Origin of the sequence: Vibrio sp. H11 (assembly GCF_004804295.1) — a bacterium.
In the GTDB taxonomy this organism is placed as follows: domain Bacteria; phylum Pseudomonadota; class Gammaproteobacteria; order Enterobacterales; family Vibrionaceae; genus Vibrio; species Vibrio ostreae.
In genome coordinates this window covers 92,936-109,579 of record NZ_SSHN01000014.1, presented here as the reverse complement: position 1 = coordinate 109,579, position 16,644 = coordinate 92,936, and the positions used below count along the sequence as shown (strand labels likewise).

At 48.7% G+C, this 16,644-nt stretch carries 17 protein-coding genes and 1 pseudogene; 11 read left to right on the top strand and 7 right to left on the bottom strand.

From position 1 onward, the window contains the following. Positions 1-137: 137 nt before the first annotated feature. The 3 genes and pseudogenes from E6C74_RS21020 to E6C74_RS18095 all read left to right on the top strand — a co-directional run. A pseudogene (locus E6C74_RS21020) lies at positions 138-242 on the top strand (DUF3820 family protein); the annotation flags it as partial. A gap of 75 nt (positions 243-317) precedes the next feature. Next, positions 318-563 (top strand): hypothetical protein, encoded by a 246-nt coding sequence (locus tag E6C74_RS18100; RefSeq protein ID WP_136487451.1) that lies wholly within the window; start codon positions 318-320, stop codon positions 561-563. Positions 564-823: 260 nt separating this feature from the next. Beyond that, on the top strand, positions 824-2,074 hold the full coding sequence (locus E6C74_RS18095; protein WP_136487450.1) for a DEAD/DEAH box helicase: 1,251 nt from the start codon (positions 824-826) through the stop codon (positions 2,072-2,074). Between the two features lie 144 nt (positions 2,075-2,218). Here the strand turns inward: E6C74_RS18095 and E6C74_RS18090 are convergent, their stop codons facing one another. Next, positions 2,219-2,632, bottom strand: coding sequence for a VF530 family DNA-binding protein (locus E6C74_RS18090; protein WP_168797056.1), 414 nt, complete (start codon positions 2,630-2,632; stop codon positions 2,219-2,221). A 340-nt stretch (positions 2,633-2,972) separates the two neighbouring features. Between E6C74_RS18090 and E6C74_RS18085 the strand changes: the two genes are divergently transcribed. Both E6C74_RS18085 and E6C74_RS18075 read left to right on the top strand, forming a co-directional pair. Further along, on the top strand, positions 2,973-3,443 hold the full coding sequence (locus E6C74_RS18085) for a GNAT family N-acetyltransferase (protein WP_136487449.1): 471 nt from the start codon (positions 2,973-2,975) through the stop codon (positions 3,441-3,443). A 961-nt stretch (positions 3,444-4,404) separates the two neighbouring features. Next, on the top strand, positions 4,405-5,040 hold the full coding sequence (locus E6C74_RS18075; RefSeq protein WP_136487448.1) for a LysE family translocator: 636 nt from the start codon (positions 4,405-4,407) through the stop codon (positions 5,038-5,040). 91 nt (positions 5,041-5,131) lie between these two features. On the opposite strand, the gene E6C74_RS18070 is transcribed toward E6C74_RS18075, so the two are convergent. Then, positions 5,132-6,040: a LysR family transcriptional regulator gene (locus E6C74_RS18070; protein WP_136487447.1), complete on the bottom strand. Its 909-nt coding sequence runs from the start codon at positions 6,038-6,040 to the stop codon at positions 5,132-5,134. A gap of 100 nt (positions 6,041-6,140) precedes the next feature. Here E6C74_RS18070 and E6C74_RS18065 point away from each other — a divergent pair, with 100 nt between their 5' ends. Together E6C74_RS18065 and E6C74_RS21075 are read left to right on the top strand one after the other, a co-directional pair. Continuing rightward, positions 6,141-6,953 carry a TSUP family transporter gene (locus E6C74_RS18065; protein ID WP_136487446.1) on the top strand — a complete coding sequence of 271 codons (813 nt, stop codon included), beginning with the start codon at positions 6,141-6,143 and terminating at the stop codon, positions 6,951-6,953. An 83-nt stretch (positions 6,954-7,036) separates the two neighbouring features. Next, on the top strand, positions 7,037-7,240 hold the full coding sequence (locus tag E6C74_RS21075; protein ID WP_206208442.1) for a hypothetical protein: 204 nt from the start codon (positions 7,037-7,039) through the stop codon (positions 7,238-7,240). On the opposite strand, the gene arfB is transcribed toward E6C74_RS21075, so the two are convergent. Together arfB and E6C74_RS18050 are read right to left on the bottom strand one after the other, a co-directional pair. Beyond that, positions 7,217-7,630 (bottom strand): alternative ribosome rescue aminoacyl-tRNA hydrolase ArfB, encoded by a 414-nt coding sequence (gene arfB, locus E6C74_RS18055; protein WP_136487445.1) that lies wholly within the window; start codon positions 7,628-7,630, stop codon positions 7,217-7,219. The two genes, E6C74_RS21075 and arfB, sit on opposite strands and share 24 nt — an antisense overlap. Positions 7,631-7,755: 125 nt before the next feature. Further along, positions 7,756-8,181 carry a universal stress protein gene (locus E6C74_RS18050; RefSeq protein WP_136487444.1) on the bottom strand — a complete coding sequence of 142 codons (426 nt, stop codon included), beginning with the start codon at positions 8,179-8,181 and terminating at the stop codon, positions 7,756-7,758. Positions 8,182-8,555: 374 nt separating this feature from the next. Between E6C74_RS18050 and E6C74_RS18045 the strand changes: the two genes are divergently transcribed. The 4 genes from E6C74_RS18045 to astB all read left to right on the top strand — a co-directional run bounded on the left by E6C74_RS18045 (position 8,556) and on the right by astB (position 13,337). Further along, the gene (locus tag E6C74_RS18045; RefSeq protein WP_136487443.1) at positions 8,556-8,984 is read left to right on the top strand and encodes a DUF2000 domain-containing protein; all 429 of its coding nucleotides are present in this window, start codon (positions 8,556-8,558) and stop codon (positions 8,982-8,984) included. 660 nt (positions 8,985-9,644) lie between these two features. Continuing rightward, entirely contained in the window at positions 9,645-10,661 is a 1,017-nt protein-coding gene (locus E6C74_RS18040) for an arginine N-succinyltransferase (RefSeq protein WP_136487442.1), read from the top strand. A gap of 38 nt (positions 10,662-10,699) precedes the next feature. Next, on the top strand, positions 10,700-11,743 hold the full coding sequence (astA, locus tag E6C74_RS18035) for an arginine N-succinyltransferase (protein WP_136487441.1): 1,044 nt from the start codon (positions 10,700-10,702) through the stop codon (positions 11,741-11,743). A gap of 253 nt (positions 11,744-11,996) precedes the next feature. Further along, complete coding sequence (gene astB / locus E6C74_RS18030) at positions 11,997-13,337, top strand: N-succinylarginine dihydrolase (protein WP_136487457.1); 1,341 nt, start codon at positions 11,997-11,999, stop codon at positions 13,335-13,337. 153 nt (positions 13,338-13,490) lie between these two features. On the opposite strand, the gene E6C74_RS18025 is transcribed toward astB, so the two are convergent. The 3 genes from E6C74_RS18025 to E6C74_RS18015 form a co-directional block, all read right to left on the bottom strand. After that, positions 13,491-14,018 (bottom strand): L,D-transpeptidase family protein, encoded by a 528-nt coding sequence (locus E6C74_RS18025; RefSeq protein WP_136487440.1) that lies wholly within the window; start codon positions 14,016-14,018, stop codon positions 13,491-13,493. Positions 14,019-14,190: 172 nt separating this feature from the next. Continuing rightward, positions 14,191-14,910 carry an SIMPL domain-containing protein gene (locus tag E6C74_RS18020; protein WP_136487439.1) on the bottom strand — a complete coding sequence of 240 codons (720 nt, stop codon included), beginning with the start codon at positions 14,908-14,910 and terminating at the stop codon, positions 14,191-14,193. A 72-nt stretch (positions 14,911-14,982) separates the two neighbouring features. Beyond that, complete coding sequence (locus tag E6C74_RS18015; RefSeq protein ID WP_240798215.1) at positions 14,983-16,644, bottom strand: BatD family protein; 1,662 nt, start codon at positions 16,642-16,644, stop codon at positions 14,983-14,985.

Below are 16,644 nucleotides of genomic sequence, written 5' to 3'. Positions count from 1 at the left end.
AAGCGTTCTCAATCCATGAATATCGAAGTGTAAGGCGAGTATGTCGCATGAGAACTAGACTATAAGAGTACGACAAAGTCGATTGGTATTTATCCCGTCAGGGTCCCTCAGTAATGACAGTGATGAAACGAAAGAAGATTCCCCAAGAAGTTTGTTATTTTATGGCTCGATAAAAAGGCTGGCCGAGTGGTGAATTGGGCGATTTGCTCAAATTGTGTTTGGCGCTGAAAATTGAAGGTTGAGACGGTGTGGTTAAACCTTTAAAGCGAATGTAAACTGTCACCGAGGCGCCACATTTTTTAATGAAAAGAGTTATTATGAATTTCGATATTGATGCACTGAAACACCACCAATTGGTTGAAGATGGTCAGCTAGAGGGATGTTACATTCATCAGCCTGCTCAAGGTAGTCAGCAAGATGACAAAGCTGTTGTGGCAGAACGCCAAGCGTTGGAAAAGCTGGGGTATAAAGTAATGCAGGTCAAAGCGAAAGGGGAGATTACAACCTTTGCCGAGGCGATGCAAAAGCTTGCAAATAAGACGGGTCACCAGTCCAAAGAGTAAGTGAGTGTGACCAGCCACAGCTTCCCTGAGTTCTTCCGCGATACCATGTGGTTTTATTTAAAAGAGTAAAGTGGTCAGTCGTCACTGCCATCATGATTGGTTTTTGATCATGAGGGGCATGAATAAATACAGGTAAAGGAAATACCTGAGCCCTATCGTTCTGCGCCAAACCATCTCTGTTTGGCGCATTATCGCTAACACCCTGGTGCTAAATAGCATAAGATACACGGCCTTTACCCAGTACTGAGCCACTCATTGTAATGACAGACAAAACACAGCAAGCGACATTTGCCGATCTTGGTCTGATTCCAACCTTAGTCGAGCGACTAGCAGCGTTAGAATATAACCAACCAACACCGATCCAATCCTATGCCATTCCTCATGTGCTTGACGGCCGGGATATGATAGGCGGGGCCAATACAGGTTCAGGTAAAACCGCCGCTTTCTCACTGCCCATTCTGCAGAAAGTTCTGCAGCAAAGTGAATCCAATGAGCGTCGTGGCAACGTCGTTTCTCATCTGATTTTGGTTCCGACTCGTGAGCTGGCATCGCAGGTGGCTTATAGCGTCAAATCCTACTCATATCATCTAAGAGATAAAATCAAAACGGTTGCCGTCTTTGGTGGTGTATCCGTGAACCCTCAAATGCTGGCCCTGCGCGGAGGTAGTGACATCATTGTTGCTACGCCTGGACGGCTGCTTGATCTGGTCTCGAGTAACGCGATTAAGCTCGACCAGGTCAAAACGCTCGTGCTCGATGAAGCTGACCGTATGTTGAGCTTAGGATTTACCGAAGAACTCAATAAGATTCTTGCTTTACTGCCCGAGAAGAAACAGACACTGCTATTTTCGGCAACCTTCCCTGATAAAGTCACCACTTTGGCTCAGCACTTACTAAACGACCCTGTTGAAGTTCAGCTTCAGAGTGCAGAAGCCAGCACTTTGGTGCAGCGCGTGTTTAGTGTCAATAAAGGTGAGAAGACGGCAGTACTCGCACACCTGATCAAACAGCATCAATGGCGACAGACTTTAATCTTTGTGAACGCTAAGAATGCCTGTAACCACTTAGCGCAAAAACTGTCAAAGCGTGGCATCACAGCGGAAGTTTTCCATGGTGACAAAGGGCAGGGCGCTCGCACTCGTGTGCTTGAGGGCTTTAAGTCGGGTGAAATTCAAGTCCTGATCGCTACCGATATCGCCGCGCGCGGTCTTGATATTGAAAAACTGCCCGTGGTGATTAACTTCGATCTTCCGCGCAGTCCTGCCGACTATATGCACCGAATCGGGCGCAGTGGCCGTGCGGGTGAAGTGGGCCTCGGTCTGTCTCTTATCGATTACGATGACTACCACCACTTTAAGGTGATAGAAAAGAAAAACAAGTTCCAGCTTGAACGCGAGCAGGTCAAGGGCTTTGAAGTGGAAGACGATCAAAGTGAAGCCTACTTTGCCCCCATGAAACCACGGGCAAAGCCAGCCGGTACGGGTAAAAACAAGAAAACGCGTAATCAGTAGAAGACGTAAACTACAAATTCGTTGAATTTCGCGCGTTGTTTAGCGGCGGTTAACCGGTTGGGTAACTCGCGGCCGTTCGTTTAAACAACAATAGAGCCCTGCTGGATCTTTGAGCAGGGCTCTATTGCTTTACAGCAAGTGGGACTAGCGACGTGGTGAACGTCCGCGCGGTGAGCGTTTTTTAAACTCAGAGGCTGCTTTAGCTTGTGAGTTGAGAATGGATTCAACGGTTAGCGGCATCGGCTCCTTAGGTTCAAGACCATGAGGGAAAGTGCGCGCTCTCGGTGGTAAATTGTATTCTTCTTCGCTCGCGCGTGGCATGCGCTTAAAGCGATACAGGTAAAAGTTTTCTAACTTTTCTCGCGCCCAATCGGTTTTCTTTAAATACTTCACGCTACTTGCAATGGAAGGCTTGGTATTAAAGCAATTAAAGCGCATGGCTGTATCGAGAATCTCCCAGCCATAAAAATCCACCAACTCTTGCAACATAGTCTCTAGCTTTAACCCGTGCAGCGGGTTGTTTTGTTGCAGTTCGATTCTCTCTTCGTCAGTCATCATTTCAGGGGCCTTGCTCATCAAAGGGCGGAGTTTAGCAAAGTATAGAGTACAGAGATATCGATAGTTAGGCTGTAATGGTTTGGATAGAAACGGAAGAAGGCATTTTCTTGCTTAACTGGAAAAAAACTGGCTGAGTAGTGAACTCCGTGTCTGCGCCAAGTTTGTTAGAAGACATGTCCAAAGCCCATAACTTTGGGCGCTTCCGTATACGCGAGAGTTACTATGAATTAATTAACGAGATGGGTTGTAAATTGATTGCTTTAAAATAGTCATAGTGACATTATTTTAGTATTAAAATGGTGTAAAGTTGTCTCGTTGGCGTAAGCAAGTAGGAGAGGTCATGAGTGTAAATATAAGAAACGCGACGCTAGGAGATGCAAAAGGCATCAGCGATTTAATTATTCCTTTGACGAAAAAATATGTCTGCCCTACATGTGACAAATCTGCACAGGAGATTCTGATTAACTCAATGTCAGAAGCTAATGTGGCTAACTATTTATCCGATAATTACCAATATTTTGTTGCTGTTAACGAAAAAAGTGAAATTATTGGGGTAGCGGGCATTCGTGATTCATCGCATTTATACCATCTTTTTGTTAGCGACAATTATCAGAGGCAAGGCTTATCGCGTAAACTCTGGGAACGAGTTAAAACAGCAGCGATGATAAGTGGTAATTCAGGAAGGTTTACAGTCAATTCAGCGGTCAATGCTGAAAAAATATATTTGAGCTTTGGGTTTATTCGTATCGACGGGATCCGCAATCGGGATGGAATGATCGACGTTCCAATGGTGCTAGAAACAGCTTACTAACAAATAGTGCAAGTGTTGCGTAGCCAATATTGTAAGGGGGGAGGAAATCTGAAAGTTATACTTGCTAAATTTTTGCGCCATTTTCTAGTCTAATCCCCCTTATCTCTAGCTAAGATGCTGATTGTTAATTGAACTACGATAAGAAAGACCGCATGATAGAATGATAAAAGGCCGTATAGAAAGCGTTATGTACTTATATGAATTGGAGTTTAGGTGGAAATAGAATTTCATGAAGCAACAGAAATCGAATTATCTTCAGAGTTAACTCGACTAAATATGCACACGTATTATTTGGCTAGAAACCTATCTTGGGACCAAGAAAAATATGAAAAAAGTTGGGTCCAGTTCGATAATTTTCAATTAAGTATGATGATAAATGGGTTGGTATAATTCGATTCTCATGTGATGAAACTGCACTTTATATCCGTGATCTGCAAATCGATACCCAGTATCAAAATCTAGGAATAGGTTTTTCGTGTTTAGAGTACGCACTAGAAAAGTTAAAATATAAAAAGTTAAATCGACTTCGGATCAATGTGTTTTCTGAAAATCCGGCAATAAGTCTTTACCGTAAGTTTGGGTTCGAAAAGGTTGATGAAATTGACGGCTTGGTCAGAATGGAACGTATTATATAAACGTACATAGAAACGTTTAAGGGTTTTCAAGATACTAGAACTGATGCGATTAAGTCATTCAATCTGACAATGTTTTTTCCAATTGTGAGTTATAGCAATAACTGAAATTTCGTAGGAATTTATTTTGAATTGATTCGACAAGAAATGCAGGCCAAGTGGAGAACTTGGTGCTTGCTCAAACTGTACATGACACTAAAAATTGAAGGCCAGGATATGGTGTTCGAGCCACTGAAATACGATCACTGATTGTATTCTTATTTGCTGGCTTAGATCGTTACGGTGCAGTATTGTCTCGCATATTCCCGTCATCAAACAAAGGAGTGTTGATGGATATTGAACTCTGGTTGGCTTTTGCTCTCGCTTATCTGCTTATTACCTTGTCCCCGGGGCCGAACGTTATTCTGGTACTGAAAAATGGCATGCAGTATGGATGGCGATCTGCGCTGGTGACTATTTTAGGCAATCTGTCTTGTCAGTTGATCGTTGTTACTTTGGTGGCGGTGGGTATCGGCGGGCTTCTGGCCCAGTTGCCTGCCTGGTTTTTGGTGATGAAATGTCTCGGTGGTGCCTATCTGATTTACCTTGGCATTAAGAGTTTATGTGCCAGCCGGGCGTCGACATTGGATTTAACTCAGACACCGCGATCTCAGGCCAAGAAATCCGCCCGCTCTTTGGGTTTTGAGGCCTTTCTGGTGTCAGCCAGTAATCCCAAAACGCTGATATTCCTGTCGGCATTTCTGCCGCAGTTTTTAGATGTCGCTCATCCGCCGGCAGAGCAGTTTACCATTATGTATCTGACTATTTGCGTGATAGTCACTGCCGTGCACCTTGGCTATGCTGTGGTCATCAGCCGATTCGACCAGCGATTGAAAAGCCATCGCTTGCAGCATTACCTGGCAAAATGTATCGGTGGGATTTTTATTACCATGGGTGGTGGCGTACTACTGAGTTCAAGGAGCTGACTTGGGATGATGTTCAGATCCGCAACCAACAAGCAGACCTGGAGGGTCTGTTTGTTGGTGTTGCGCCAGATTGACTCAAACCAGATTAAGTCTAAAGGGCTAGGCGGGCCGGTAAGTGGTGTTGCACAAACTCCAGAAAGGCACTGACTTTATCGGAGCGGTGCAGACGTTCAGACGCCACCAGAGCGACAATATCGGCTTCGGCTAGCTGGTATTCCGGCAGTACTCTCACCAGGGTGCCTGCGCTGAGCTCTTGTTTTACATCCCATTCCGAACGTTGAATGATGCCTTCCCCCTTAATACACCAATCTTTCGTCACCTGACTGACATTACTGGCCAGAACAGCATTGACGCGCACGCTGGTAATGTGTCCGTTGCTGATGTCAGCCAAACGCCACATGGTGGCATCTTCATCATTTTCGCGCAGCGCAATGCAGCGGTGCTGCTCCAGATCTTGCGGCGTGGTTAACGCTGGAGCGGATTGTAAGTAGTCAGGTGCGGCGAGCAGTAAACGGCGGTTTTTGGCCAATACAATCCGCTTGAGTGAAGAATCCTGCAGGTGGCCGATGTAAAACATGATGTCCGGGCTATTGTGCTGCGACCATTTAGGGTTGTCTGACAGGTTAAGTTCAATCCGGGTCAGTGGGTACTGGCGCTGAAATTCGGCCGCCAATGGCCCGATGTGCTTTTCACCGAACCCCAAAGACGCCACCAAGCGGATATCGCCGGAGATGGTGCGTTTGCTGTCGGCGACTTGCTGAATCAGGTGCTCGAGATCTTGCAACAGATTTTGCCCACGGCGAGCCAGGGTTTCACCTTCCGGTGTAAGGGCAATAAAACGCGCACTGCGATCAACCAGTTTCACCCCCAGTTTGCGCTCGATGTGTTGCAAACGTTGCGATACGCTCGGCGGTGTTACGTTGAGTTTGCGTGCGGCGGCGGCCAGTGAGCGACTACCGGCGATGATAATGAAAAACTCGATATCTTGGGAGTTGACCATTAAGTTTAACCCTAATGATTAAATAAGAATGTATTAATTTAACCACATGGTTCCCGGTGATACAAATAGCGCTCTGTCTGCGATTGATGTTGAGGAAAACATGCACAGTGACGTTATTTTTAGTGCCGATGAACTGCTGTCTCACCGAGAGTGGGTATACGCCTTTTTATTTGCTGTGGCCATTATTGCCGGTGTGGTGGACGCCATCGCTGGCGGTGGTGGTTTGCTCACCGTACCGAGCCTGCTGCTGGCCGGTTTACCGCCCATGGTGGTTTTGGGTACCAACCGTTTACAGGCGGTGATTGGGGAACTGACCACCTCGCTGATGTTTATTGCCAGCCGCCAGTTTCCGCTGCAGGGCATGATGCTGGGTGTGCTGTGCACTTCAATCGGTGCTCTTTGCGGCGCGGTGGCAGTTAGTCTGATCGATAAGGCGGCGCTGGAAGTGTTGTTGCCGGTGTTAATGGTGGCGATTACCCTCTATTCTATCTTCTCCAGGCGCTTAAAGGCGACGAAAGCCAGCGAGGCAAAATGGCCGAAGCGCAGATTTATGCTGGTCGCCGGATTGTTGATAGGCTTTTATAACGGCTTTTTTGGCCCGGGGACTGGCTCGCTGTGGATGCTCGGTTTTGTTGCTCTGCTCGGTTATACCCTCAAGCAGGCCACAATGGCGACCAAGCCGTTGAATCTGGTCGGTAACCTGATTTCTCTGATCCTGTTCATCGTTCTGGGCCAGGTGGATTATCAGCTTGGCTTGTTGATGGCAGCCGGACAGATTATTGGTTCTGTGGTCGGCAGCAAGTTTGTGATGCGTTTTGGCACGCGCCTGGTGCGTCCGGTGTTTATCTCGGTGACCGTTCTGATGACAACAAAGTTGATCTACGAGAATGTGGCTGCGATTTGGTGGACCTGAGGTTATCTATCCTTTACAGGTAATATCATGTGAATTATTAGGCATTGAGTTGCCTATAAACTCAATGGTTGTCGGCATGCTCTGTGAAACTCGCTGATAAAGGAGGTGAAGCGATGGCGGAGCTGGGTATGTTGCAGGTGATTCAGGTGCAGCCGGATTTTGATGCCGTAGTGATTGCTTGTTTTGATGATACCGGACTGGATGCCGCGCGCTGTATCACCGTTAAGCTTGGTTTCACTTTTTGCCTACTGACATCAAGTCGGTCAGTAATCCACTTTCTTTCTTAATACCTTAGTGGCGCCGCGTTTGGTTTTCGTATCGACGCGGCGTCGTTGCGAGCCTTTGGTGGGTTTGGTTGCCCGCCGGGTCTTTTCGACCACCATGGCGGCGATAATCATCTCCTTTAGCCGGTTCAGTGCGTCTTCTTTATTTTGTTCCTGCGTACGGTAAGATTGCGCTTTAATCACAATGACCCCGTCTTTGGTCAGCCTTGAATCGGACAGGGCCAGTAAGCGCTCTTTGTAGAACTGGGGTAACGATGAGCGATGAATGTCAAAACGCAGATGAATGGCACTGGAGACTTTATTGACATTCTGGCCGCCACTGCCCATGGCTCGGATGGCCGAGAGTTCGATTTCCCAGTCGGCAAGAGAAACGTTATTGGAAATTTGTAGCATAAATCACGCGTAACCAGACAAAATGTTGCAGAGAGTGTCTGCAACATTCTAAGCAGTCCGGTGGCGTTTGGCTACCTTCTGCGTCACTGGATTTACTGGCCAGGCTGCAAAATCGCTGGCCGACGCTAATCAAGAATCGGTACCACCAGAATATCGATAGGAGACTTATTGATCAGGTGGCGCGAGTAGGAGACGATTTTGCTGACAAAATCATGGTGATGACCACAGATAAGCAGATCATAGTTATCGCTGGCAATCAGGGTTTCCAGCTTTTTGCTCAGATCCCCGGTACCGACATAAAAGTGTTTGAATGGGAATTCACAGTATTGTTGTAACTGTTTGAGCATCTTATTTGAATGCTCATCCAAAGGTTTTTGTTTCGGCTCAGCCTGGATGTCGATCAGCTGTTGGTAGATTTCCCCTTTCGTCCCATCAATATGAACCAGAGACACATCAGCATCGACTAAGCTGGCAAAAGAGACTGCTTTATCAATCAACAGTTTACTCTCTTCCTCCAATTCCAGAGCGACCAGGATATGTTGATATTTCATTGCGATACTCCTTCGTTAAGTCACTTTGAATATCATAGTATTTACTGCGAACAATAGTGTTGCTGTGCTAACAGAACCGCAAAAATTCTGCTCGATGTGGCCTGTTTTTGCGCTGCGAGCACGGGTTGGCAGTGCGACGCTGCACAGGGCTAAAGACTTGTTTATCGAATGCTATATGTTTAATCTGCACAGGGTCAGAGTATTACCTATCGCCTGTTACAACGCAGAGCCCTCGGCAGCAAGTCGCAGACGAGGCGGCGGGCGAGAGTCACTGAGACTCCATCTCGATAAGTACAAGGAGTAGTACTCTGCTCGCCAGATTGATAATCAATTTGATATGCATAGATAGTGAGAAGCTTAGCAAGGAGAAAAGAGTGAACCTACCGGATGAGAATCAACAGCGTTATGTCGCTGTACTGAGCAAAAAACTCGATTTGGGCCGCAGTCTAAACGTGTTGGGACATCTTAGCGCCGGTCTGGCTGACATGCTGCATCGTGAGGGTACCGAGTACGTCGACTATCGTGACCTTGATGGCCATATTTTGCCTAACATTTCCCATTACCCCTTCATTGTACTGAAAGCCGACAATTCTAACAAAATCCGCAAAGTGAAACAGGATGCCAGTGAGCGGGGGATTCGTTATACCGTTTTTACCCATACCATGGCGCAAGGAGGCTCTGCCGAGCAACAAACGCTGACGCAGCAGACTCCTGAGTCAGAGCTCGACTACTGGGGCATCTGTTTGTTTGGTGATACCGAAACAATTCAGCAGTTTACTTCGAAGCTGAGTCTCTACAAATAAAGCGTGAATCTAGCACAGTGACAGGAGCGTCTGATGCCGCTCAAGCTAAAGTCGGCTGAATACCAACACCAGAAAAACTCTGGTGTTTTTTATCCGTAATTTACGGCTGTGCGGATAAGCGTTACACACGAAGTCAGACTAAAACTTCCTTCCTTACGCATTATTTATTAATGGCATAAATAAATTAATTCGGCCATTTGATAATATTTTTATGCAGATTTTATAAATAAAATATCTTTGTCGGATTTGTGATAAATCATGCAAGAGTTATCTCCGGTTTTAGAGAATAAAGAAAAACATAAAACAAAATAAATCCTTATTAAACAGTTGCTTGTCTATTTTTTTCTCATTTGTTTTTGTTGTAATTATGTTTCTGATGTATTTAATTTGTTGATATCTAATCTGGTTTAATTTTACTATAGCTGCCAAGATTGAGATTATTTTTATGGGATAAGTGGAATAGGTTTAATTTAAATAGTGATTTTTCATGCATGAATTTTCATTAAGGCGCTTTAGTTTTGATTAACTATTCGATTTTAACCTTAGTCTCAAAAGATTAATTGAAATCCGCTCCTGACAGTATTGGAAATCAACGATCAGGCTATGAAGACCGATCCGGAGTGATTGGGCAGGGTTTACCTGCATAGATAAGGATATGACATGTATTTATTTCGTCCCGCTCAACTCAGCGATTTGAGTGATATTGAACGTCTGGCCCAGGACAGTGGCCCAATGGTGTGCACCCTGCCGGCTACACATACCCATCTGACTCAGAAGATTGAACGCTCACTGACCTCTTTTTCCGAGGACGTTGAAGCTCCGGGAGATCAGGCTTATTTCTTCGTGCTGGAAGATGCTCGTAGCGGTCGCTTAATGGGGACTGGTGCTATCAATGCACTGGCCGGGTGTCAGGAACCCTTTTATGCACTGCGCAAAGATGTGCTGATTCACTCTTCCCGCGCGCTGAACGTCCACAGCCGGATTCAGGCTCTGACGTTGAATCATGACTTGAGTGACCACTCCCAACTCTGTTCATTTTATGTGGATCCGTCTTTGCGTGACACGCCTTATGCTGCACTGGTCACACTGGGCCGGTTGCTGTTCATGAGTGCATTTCCTATGCGCTTTTCGGATCAATGGCTGGCGGTGATGCCGGGTGTCGCAGATGCTGAGGGTCGGGCTCCTTTTTGGGAACACGTCGGCCGTAAATTTTTTGGCATGGATTACAACCAGGTCGAATACTACAACGGCACGCGGGACAAGACTTTTATTGCGGAGCTGATGCCTCATCATCCTCTTTATGTGCCCTTGCTGGCCAAAGAGGCGCAGCAGGCGCTGGGTCAGGTGCACGGCGACGCGCAGTTGCAATTCAGCCTGCTGAATGACGAGGGATTTGAAGCCGACAAATACGTCGAGATCTTCGATGCCGGCGCCATCATGACGGCGCGGCGCGATACCTTGTCTATCTGGCATGGTAAGCAACATGCCTGTGTGGCTGGTGCAACAGATGGACTGGCGACAGCCAAACCGTTTTTAATAGGTTTTATGCGCCCGGATGGCTTCTGCGCCACCATAGTACCTGCGCATTTTGCCGGCAGGAAACTGATTTTAGAACAAGGAAAGTGTGAAGAAGCCGGCCTGCAACAGGGCCAGTCAGTGTGGTTTTTGCCACTGTAATCTTCTCTCTTTCAACACCATGACAAGGAATGAAAACTATGATGGTGATTCGTCCGATCAACAGGGATGATAAACAGGCGCTGCTCCATCTCGCGACCAAAACCGGGATAGGCTTTACTTCATTGCCTAATAATGAACAGCGCATCAGTGATCGTATTGAGCGCATGATCGCGACCTGGGAAGGCAGTGCGCCGCTGCACGAGCAGGGCTATCTGTTTGTGCTGGAGGATAGTGTCACTAAACAGGTGGTCGGAATCAGTGGCATCGAGGTGGCGATTGGACTGACAGAAGCCTGGTACGATTTTCGGGTTGGTACGCTGGTTCATGCATCGAAAGAACTGAATGTTTACACCCAGATGCCGACCCTGTTCCTCAGCAACGACCATACTGGTAACAGTGAGCTTTGCACCTTGTTCCTCGACCCGGATTATCGTCAGGGTAAGAATGGCCATCTGCTTTCCAAATCGCGCATGCTATTTATGGCCACCTTTGAAGACAAGTTTGCTGACAAACTGATCGCGGAAATGCGCGGCGTCTCGGATGAAAATGGTCACTCTCCGTTCTGGGAAAGCTTAGGCCGCCATTTCTTTGCGATTGATTTCAGCGAGGCAGATTACCTGACCGGTATTGGTCAGAAAGCGTTTATTGCTGAACTGATGCCAAAGCACCCGTTCTACGTCGATTTCCTCACCGATGAGGCTAAAGCGGTTATCGCTGAAGTGCATGAGAACACGCTGCCGGCGCGAAAAATTCTGGAAAGCGAAGGCATGCGTTATGAAGGGTATATCGATATTTTCGATGCGGGCCCGACTCTGGAGGCTTATACCAAAGATCTGCGTATTGTGCGTGACCATGAAACGCGCCGCGTCGCGGTCGTGGACGACGCAGAAGAGGGCGTAACGCCATTGCTGATTGGTAACCAGAGTTACCAGCATTATCGTGCCATTGTCGCCAATCAGCCCTACACCCGCGACGAAATTTTACTGACCGCCGAGCAGGCTGACGCGCTCAATGTCACCGCGGGTGAGGTGGTCAGAATTGCGCCGTTATTTGCACGGGAAAAACATCATGGTCTGGGCTGACCGGACCATGAATAGATTTGATGTGATTGGACTTTCGGTGAGACCAGATGGCCGTGTTCAAGCCAATTTATCCAAAACGATGTGTACCCCACATATACGATTAGTCAGTACCGACTACGATTAATAAATACCTGGCACGCGTAGTCAAGACGGGCCGCGAGAAGGTACAGGTGATAAGGAGCAGTAGACTATGTCACAACATACAGTGTCATCCCATTCGGTGTCAGAAATGGCCGCCAATCAGCAGCCAGATGTGACCGCTTATGAAGCAAACTTTGATGGTCTGGTAGGGCTGACCCATAACTATGCCGGGCTTTCGTTTGGTAATGTTGCGTCCACATCCAACAAGAACGCGGTGGCCAATCCGAAACTGGCTGCACTGCAAGGCCTGGAGAAAATGAAAACTCTGGCGGATATGGGCTTCAAGCAAGGCGTTCTGCCGCCGCAGGAGCGGCCATGTGTGCACACATTGCGTAAGCTCGGATTCAGTGGTACCGATGCCCAGGTTATCGCGCAAGCGGCTAAAAAAGCGCCGCGCCTGCTGGCTAACGTCAGTTCGGCTTCTTCCATGTGGGTTGCGAACGCGGCAACTGTCTCTCCCTCTGCTGATACTGCCGATCACAAAGTGCATTTCACTGTAGCGAATCTGAATAACAAGTTTCATCGTTCGATTGAAGATGGCACCACAGGACGTGCTCTGCAGGCCATTTTCCGCGATGATCGCCATTTTTCCCATCATGATGCTCTGCCGCAACAGGCGATCATGGGTGATGAAGGCGCGGCCAACCATAACCGGTTGTGTGCCAGTTACGGTGACGCCGGCGTTGAAGTTTTTGTTTATGGCCGTCAGGCGTTTGGCGGTGAGGTCGAGCCACAAAAATACCCGGCGCGCCAAACCCGCGAAGCCAGTGAAGCGGTAGCCCGGCTGCATCAGCTCAATGACGACAATACCGTGTTTCTGCAGCAGAATCCGGCGGTCATTGACCAGGGCGTGTTCCATAATGATGTGATAGCGGTAAGCAATGGCCCGGTACTGTTCCACCATCAGGAAGCGTTTCATCACCAGGTTGCGGCGTTTGCTGAAATTGAGCGCAAGCTGGCTCGGGTTGGCGCTGAGTTTACCCCGATTGAAGTGCCGACCAGCAAGGTGTCGGTACAAGACGCGGTGCATACTTATCTGTTTAACAGCCAGTTACTGACCAAGCCGGATGGCAGCATGATGATAGTGGTGCCACAGGAGTCGCGCAATAACGAACGGGTATGGATGTATCTCAATGAGCTGGTTACCAGTGGCGGGCCAATCCGTGACATCCGGGTCTTTGATTTGCGTGAGAGTATGTGTAACGGTGGTGGTCCGGCGTGTCTGCGTTTACGAGTTGTGTTGACCGAACAAGAATTACAGGCAACAAATCAACGCGCAGTGATGAATGATGCGTTGTATCAGTCACTGACTCACTGGGTGGGAAAACATTATCGTGACCGCCTGACTGAAGCAGACCTTGCTGACCCGCAATTGCTGACAGAAAACCGTACGGCGCTCGATGAACTGACCCAAATTATGGGGCTGGGCTCGATTTATCCGTTCCAGCAGTAATGTTGCCAAAAACACCGACAGAAAAAATGCCCGGGTAACCGGGCGTTTTGCTTTTTATCGTCACGCTTTGAGAGTGGGTGATTAGGCTTTAACCACGTCACTGCAGATCAGCGGTAGCCATCAGGATTTCGTCATCTTCCTTCAGCATAGGGACTACCACTCGATATCGATAGGTGTGCCGCTGTCCACTAAACTGAGGAATTCATCCATTTCCCGATTGGTGAGAGCGATACAACCATTGGTCCAGTCGAAACTCTGGATGTATTCGGGACGGCCGTCGAATCCTTGTTTGAGGCCGTGAATCTTAATGGCGCCGCCGGGGTTGACGCCCATTGACTCGGCGCGTCTGAGGTCCTGTTGGTTGGGGTAGCTGATGTTCATCGAACGGTAGAAGCCGGACTGCTCGCTGACATAGTCGAGATAGTAACGTCCTTCCGGCGTGCGTTGGTCGCCTTCCTGAACTTTGTGACCTTTAGGGGATTTTCCCAGTGCGATCCGAAATTCACGAATCACCCGTCCTTGCTCGAGCAGGTACATACGGCGTTTGGATTTATCGACCTGCACCAGATCGGCTTTCAGCGCTGCAACCGGTGCAAAGCGCCCGTCCGCAGAGGTGGCGGCACTGAATAGAGTCGGCAGCAATGACAATAAGGTCACAGACAGGGTGCTGTTTTTTCGCATAACGAGTTCGTGAGTAACGGCTATTCCAGCGGAACAGTGGGTAAACCAAGGCAAATGAGGACTCTATTATGCGGGCAGTTTTACGTTCAGTGCCAGTGCGGATTGCGGCTGGCCAATCAAAATGTGAGACCAGCAGCACTCAATTGGTTATTTCAGCTGGTCTATTGCGGGTTCAATCAGACAAAAAATACTCGATGGTCGATACAACGCGCACTTTCTTGATATGAGGCGTGTTGTTATCCCGGTCAGAAATGGAAAACTGCCCCTGCGTCGCGCGTTTGATTTTGCCCAGGGTACTTTGCGAATCTTTGGCAAACTTTTCGGCAACCTGCCGAGCCTGTAGCGTCGCTTCTTCGACCATTTCCGGCTTGATCTCGTTAAGTCCTGAGAACAGATATTCAATCTGGCTATTGTAGTTGGCTGCGTTAAACACGATGCCTTCTTTACCCAGTTCACCAATCTGGCTGATGGCCTGGCGCACCAGTTCAACATTCGGGCTGTACACCGTCAGCGCCTGGGTCGCGAGATAACGCAATTCAACCGGAGAATCTCCGCCGTACTGCTGAGCTTTTTTGTCGATCACCGCAGGAGAGGATAGTGATACCGCGTTGGTGCTAATGCCCTGGCGGGCCAGAAACTGCATCACTTGCTGGGTCTGCAGATCAAGCGTGGTGAACAGGCTGGGTAAGTCGTTATCTGCCAGAGTAAACTGAATCGGCCAAATCACGGTATCCGCTGCGACTTCACGCTCTGAAAGGCCTTTCACGGTGACGACCCGTTCATATTCTTTAAACTTAACCGCCGATTGCTGCACATAGTAGCCGAGGATGGCAAGGCCTAGTAGCAGACACAGGCCAAGGATAAGAGAGGATTTAGTGGTTAACTGGGTCATAATACGCTCCGAAATCGATTCTCCCGTCAGCGTAGACGAGCTGACGGGGAATCGTTAAGCGTCAGATCACGTTCACAGCGTTGCTAACGGATCTTTGACCTGTTTTTTGCGTTTGTTCTGCTGCTGTTCTATCCGTTTGGTTAACTGCGCCAGCTCGCGGCTGCTATATGAGCCAGGATTAGCAGAGTACAGTGCCTGATTGAGTTCGCTCAGTGCCAGTTGCAACTGCGCTTGTTCCTGATCGGTTGTGACCACCTCAGCTTGCCAGCGTTTGAGCGCATGACTGAGAGCAATGCCATCGTTGCCCTGCAGCGCCTGTTGCAGTTGTTGGTAGTTTGAGGAAGCCGTACCGGTTGGCGCCTCTGGTGCTGGCTTGCCCGGTTTGCGCATCTGCCATAGCAGCATCACAAAGCAGACTATCCAGAGCAGTGCAAACAGGGCGGTCAGATAAGGCCAGTAACCGGGATCTTTTACCGTGACGGTTTGAACCTCGGCAGGAGCAGTGGGGGCCGGAGTTGGTGTCGCGCCGACCACCGCCGGGTTATCACCTGGTTTTACGGTCAGGGTCAGGCCTGCTCCTGTCGTTGTCTGTTGCTGCTTGCGTACCGTATCCCACCAGTTAACCGCGACGGCGGGCAGGGTCACTTCGCCGCTTTGGCGCGGGATGAGAACCTGCTTTACCGTCATGGTGACATCGCCGTTATCTAGGGTATCGAAGACCGGCTTTTCGTCATACACGCGCACTGAATCGGGATAGTTGAGTTTCAGATCCGGCAGCTGCTCCGGTGACAGACCTGTCACCTGCACAGTGATTTCACGGCTAATAGAATCACCGACTTTAGTGACATAGCGGCTGCTTTCAATCGGCTGACTATTGCTGTCCAGCCAGCGCTCTTTCAGCGTCAGCAAGCTGGTGGGCAGCCAGTTGCCCTGGTAGTTGTCAGGCTTAGGCTCAACCGTGATGGTGTAGGTTTTCGGCGTAGTGTTGAGCGGAATGATGCGGGTTGAGCCATTAAAGCTGCTGCCATACACCAGGGTGCCGGTCAGGCTCGGCTCGGAGAGGGTAAACTTACCCGCTTTGGTCGCGGTGACGCGAAAGTCCTGATCGACGACCGTGACTTCAATCCCATCCATCACCGTCTGATACTGGTTTGGTTCTCCGGCCGCTTTGAGTTCCATGCCATCCACCTTTGGCGGCGCTATTTGGGGATCCTGCAAACGGCGCGGGTCGGCTTTGATGATCAAGCGGGCTTTGAGCAGCGCGCTCTCATTCGGATATAAAGTCGAGCGTGATAACTGACTCCGTACTTCGACCAGATCATCGCTGCCCGGAGCCGTTTCATCATTGGTCACCTGAATCGTAATCGGCTGAGTTTTTTCTCCGTTCAGCTCAAAGCTCGGAATCGTCACTGTGCCGATCTGATTGGCTGCCAGTGAGACGGTCCACTCACTGCGATTGGTGCGGGTGCCGTTGATAATGTTAATGGATGAGCCAAAGCTGGGACGGCTCATAAAGAAATCTTTGTCTAACGGGCTGAAGTCGATATCGTCTGACGACGCTTTGTCCTCACTGACCACTTTAAGCTGAAAGACTTCATTTTTGGCCACCTTATTCTTACTGACGCTGGCGTAGAAAGCCGCACTGGCGCTCAGGCTGAACATGCAAAAAAATAGCACCGTCAGCCCGGTGATTAGGTGACGGACGAATGAAAGACGGCGGAATAATAATTTCAT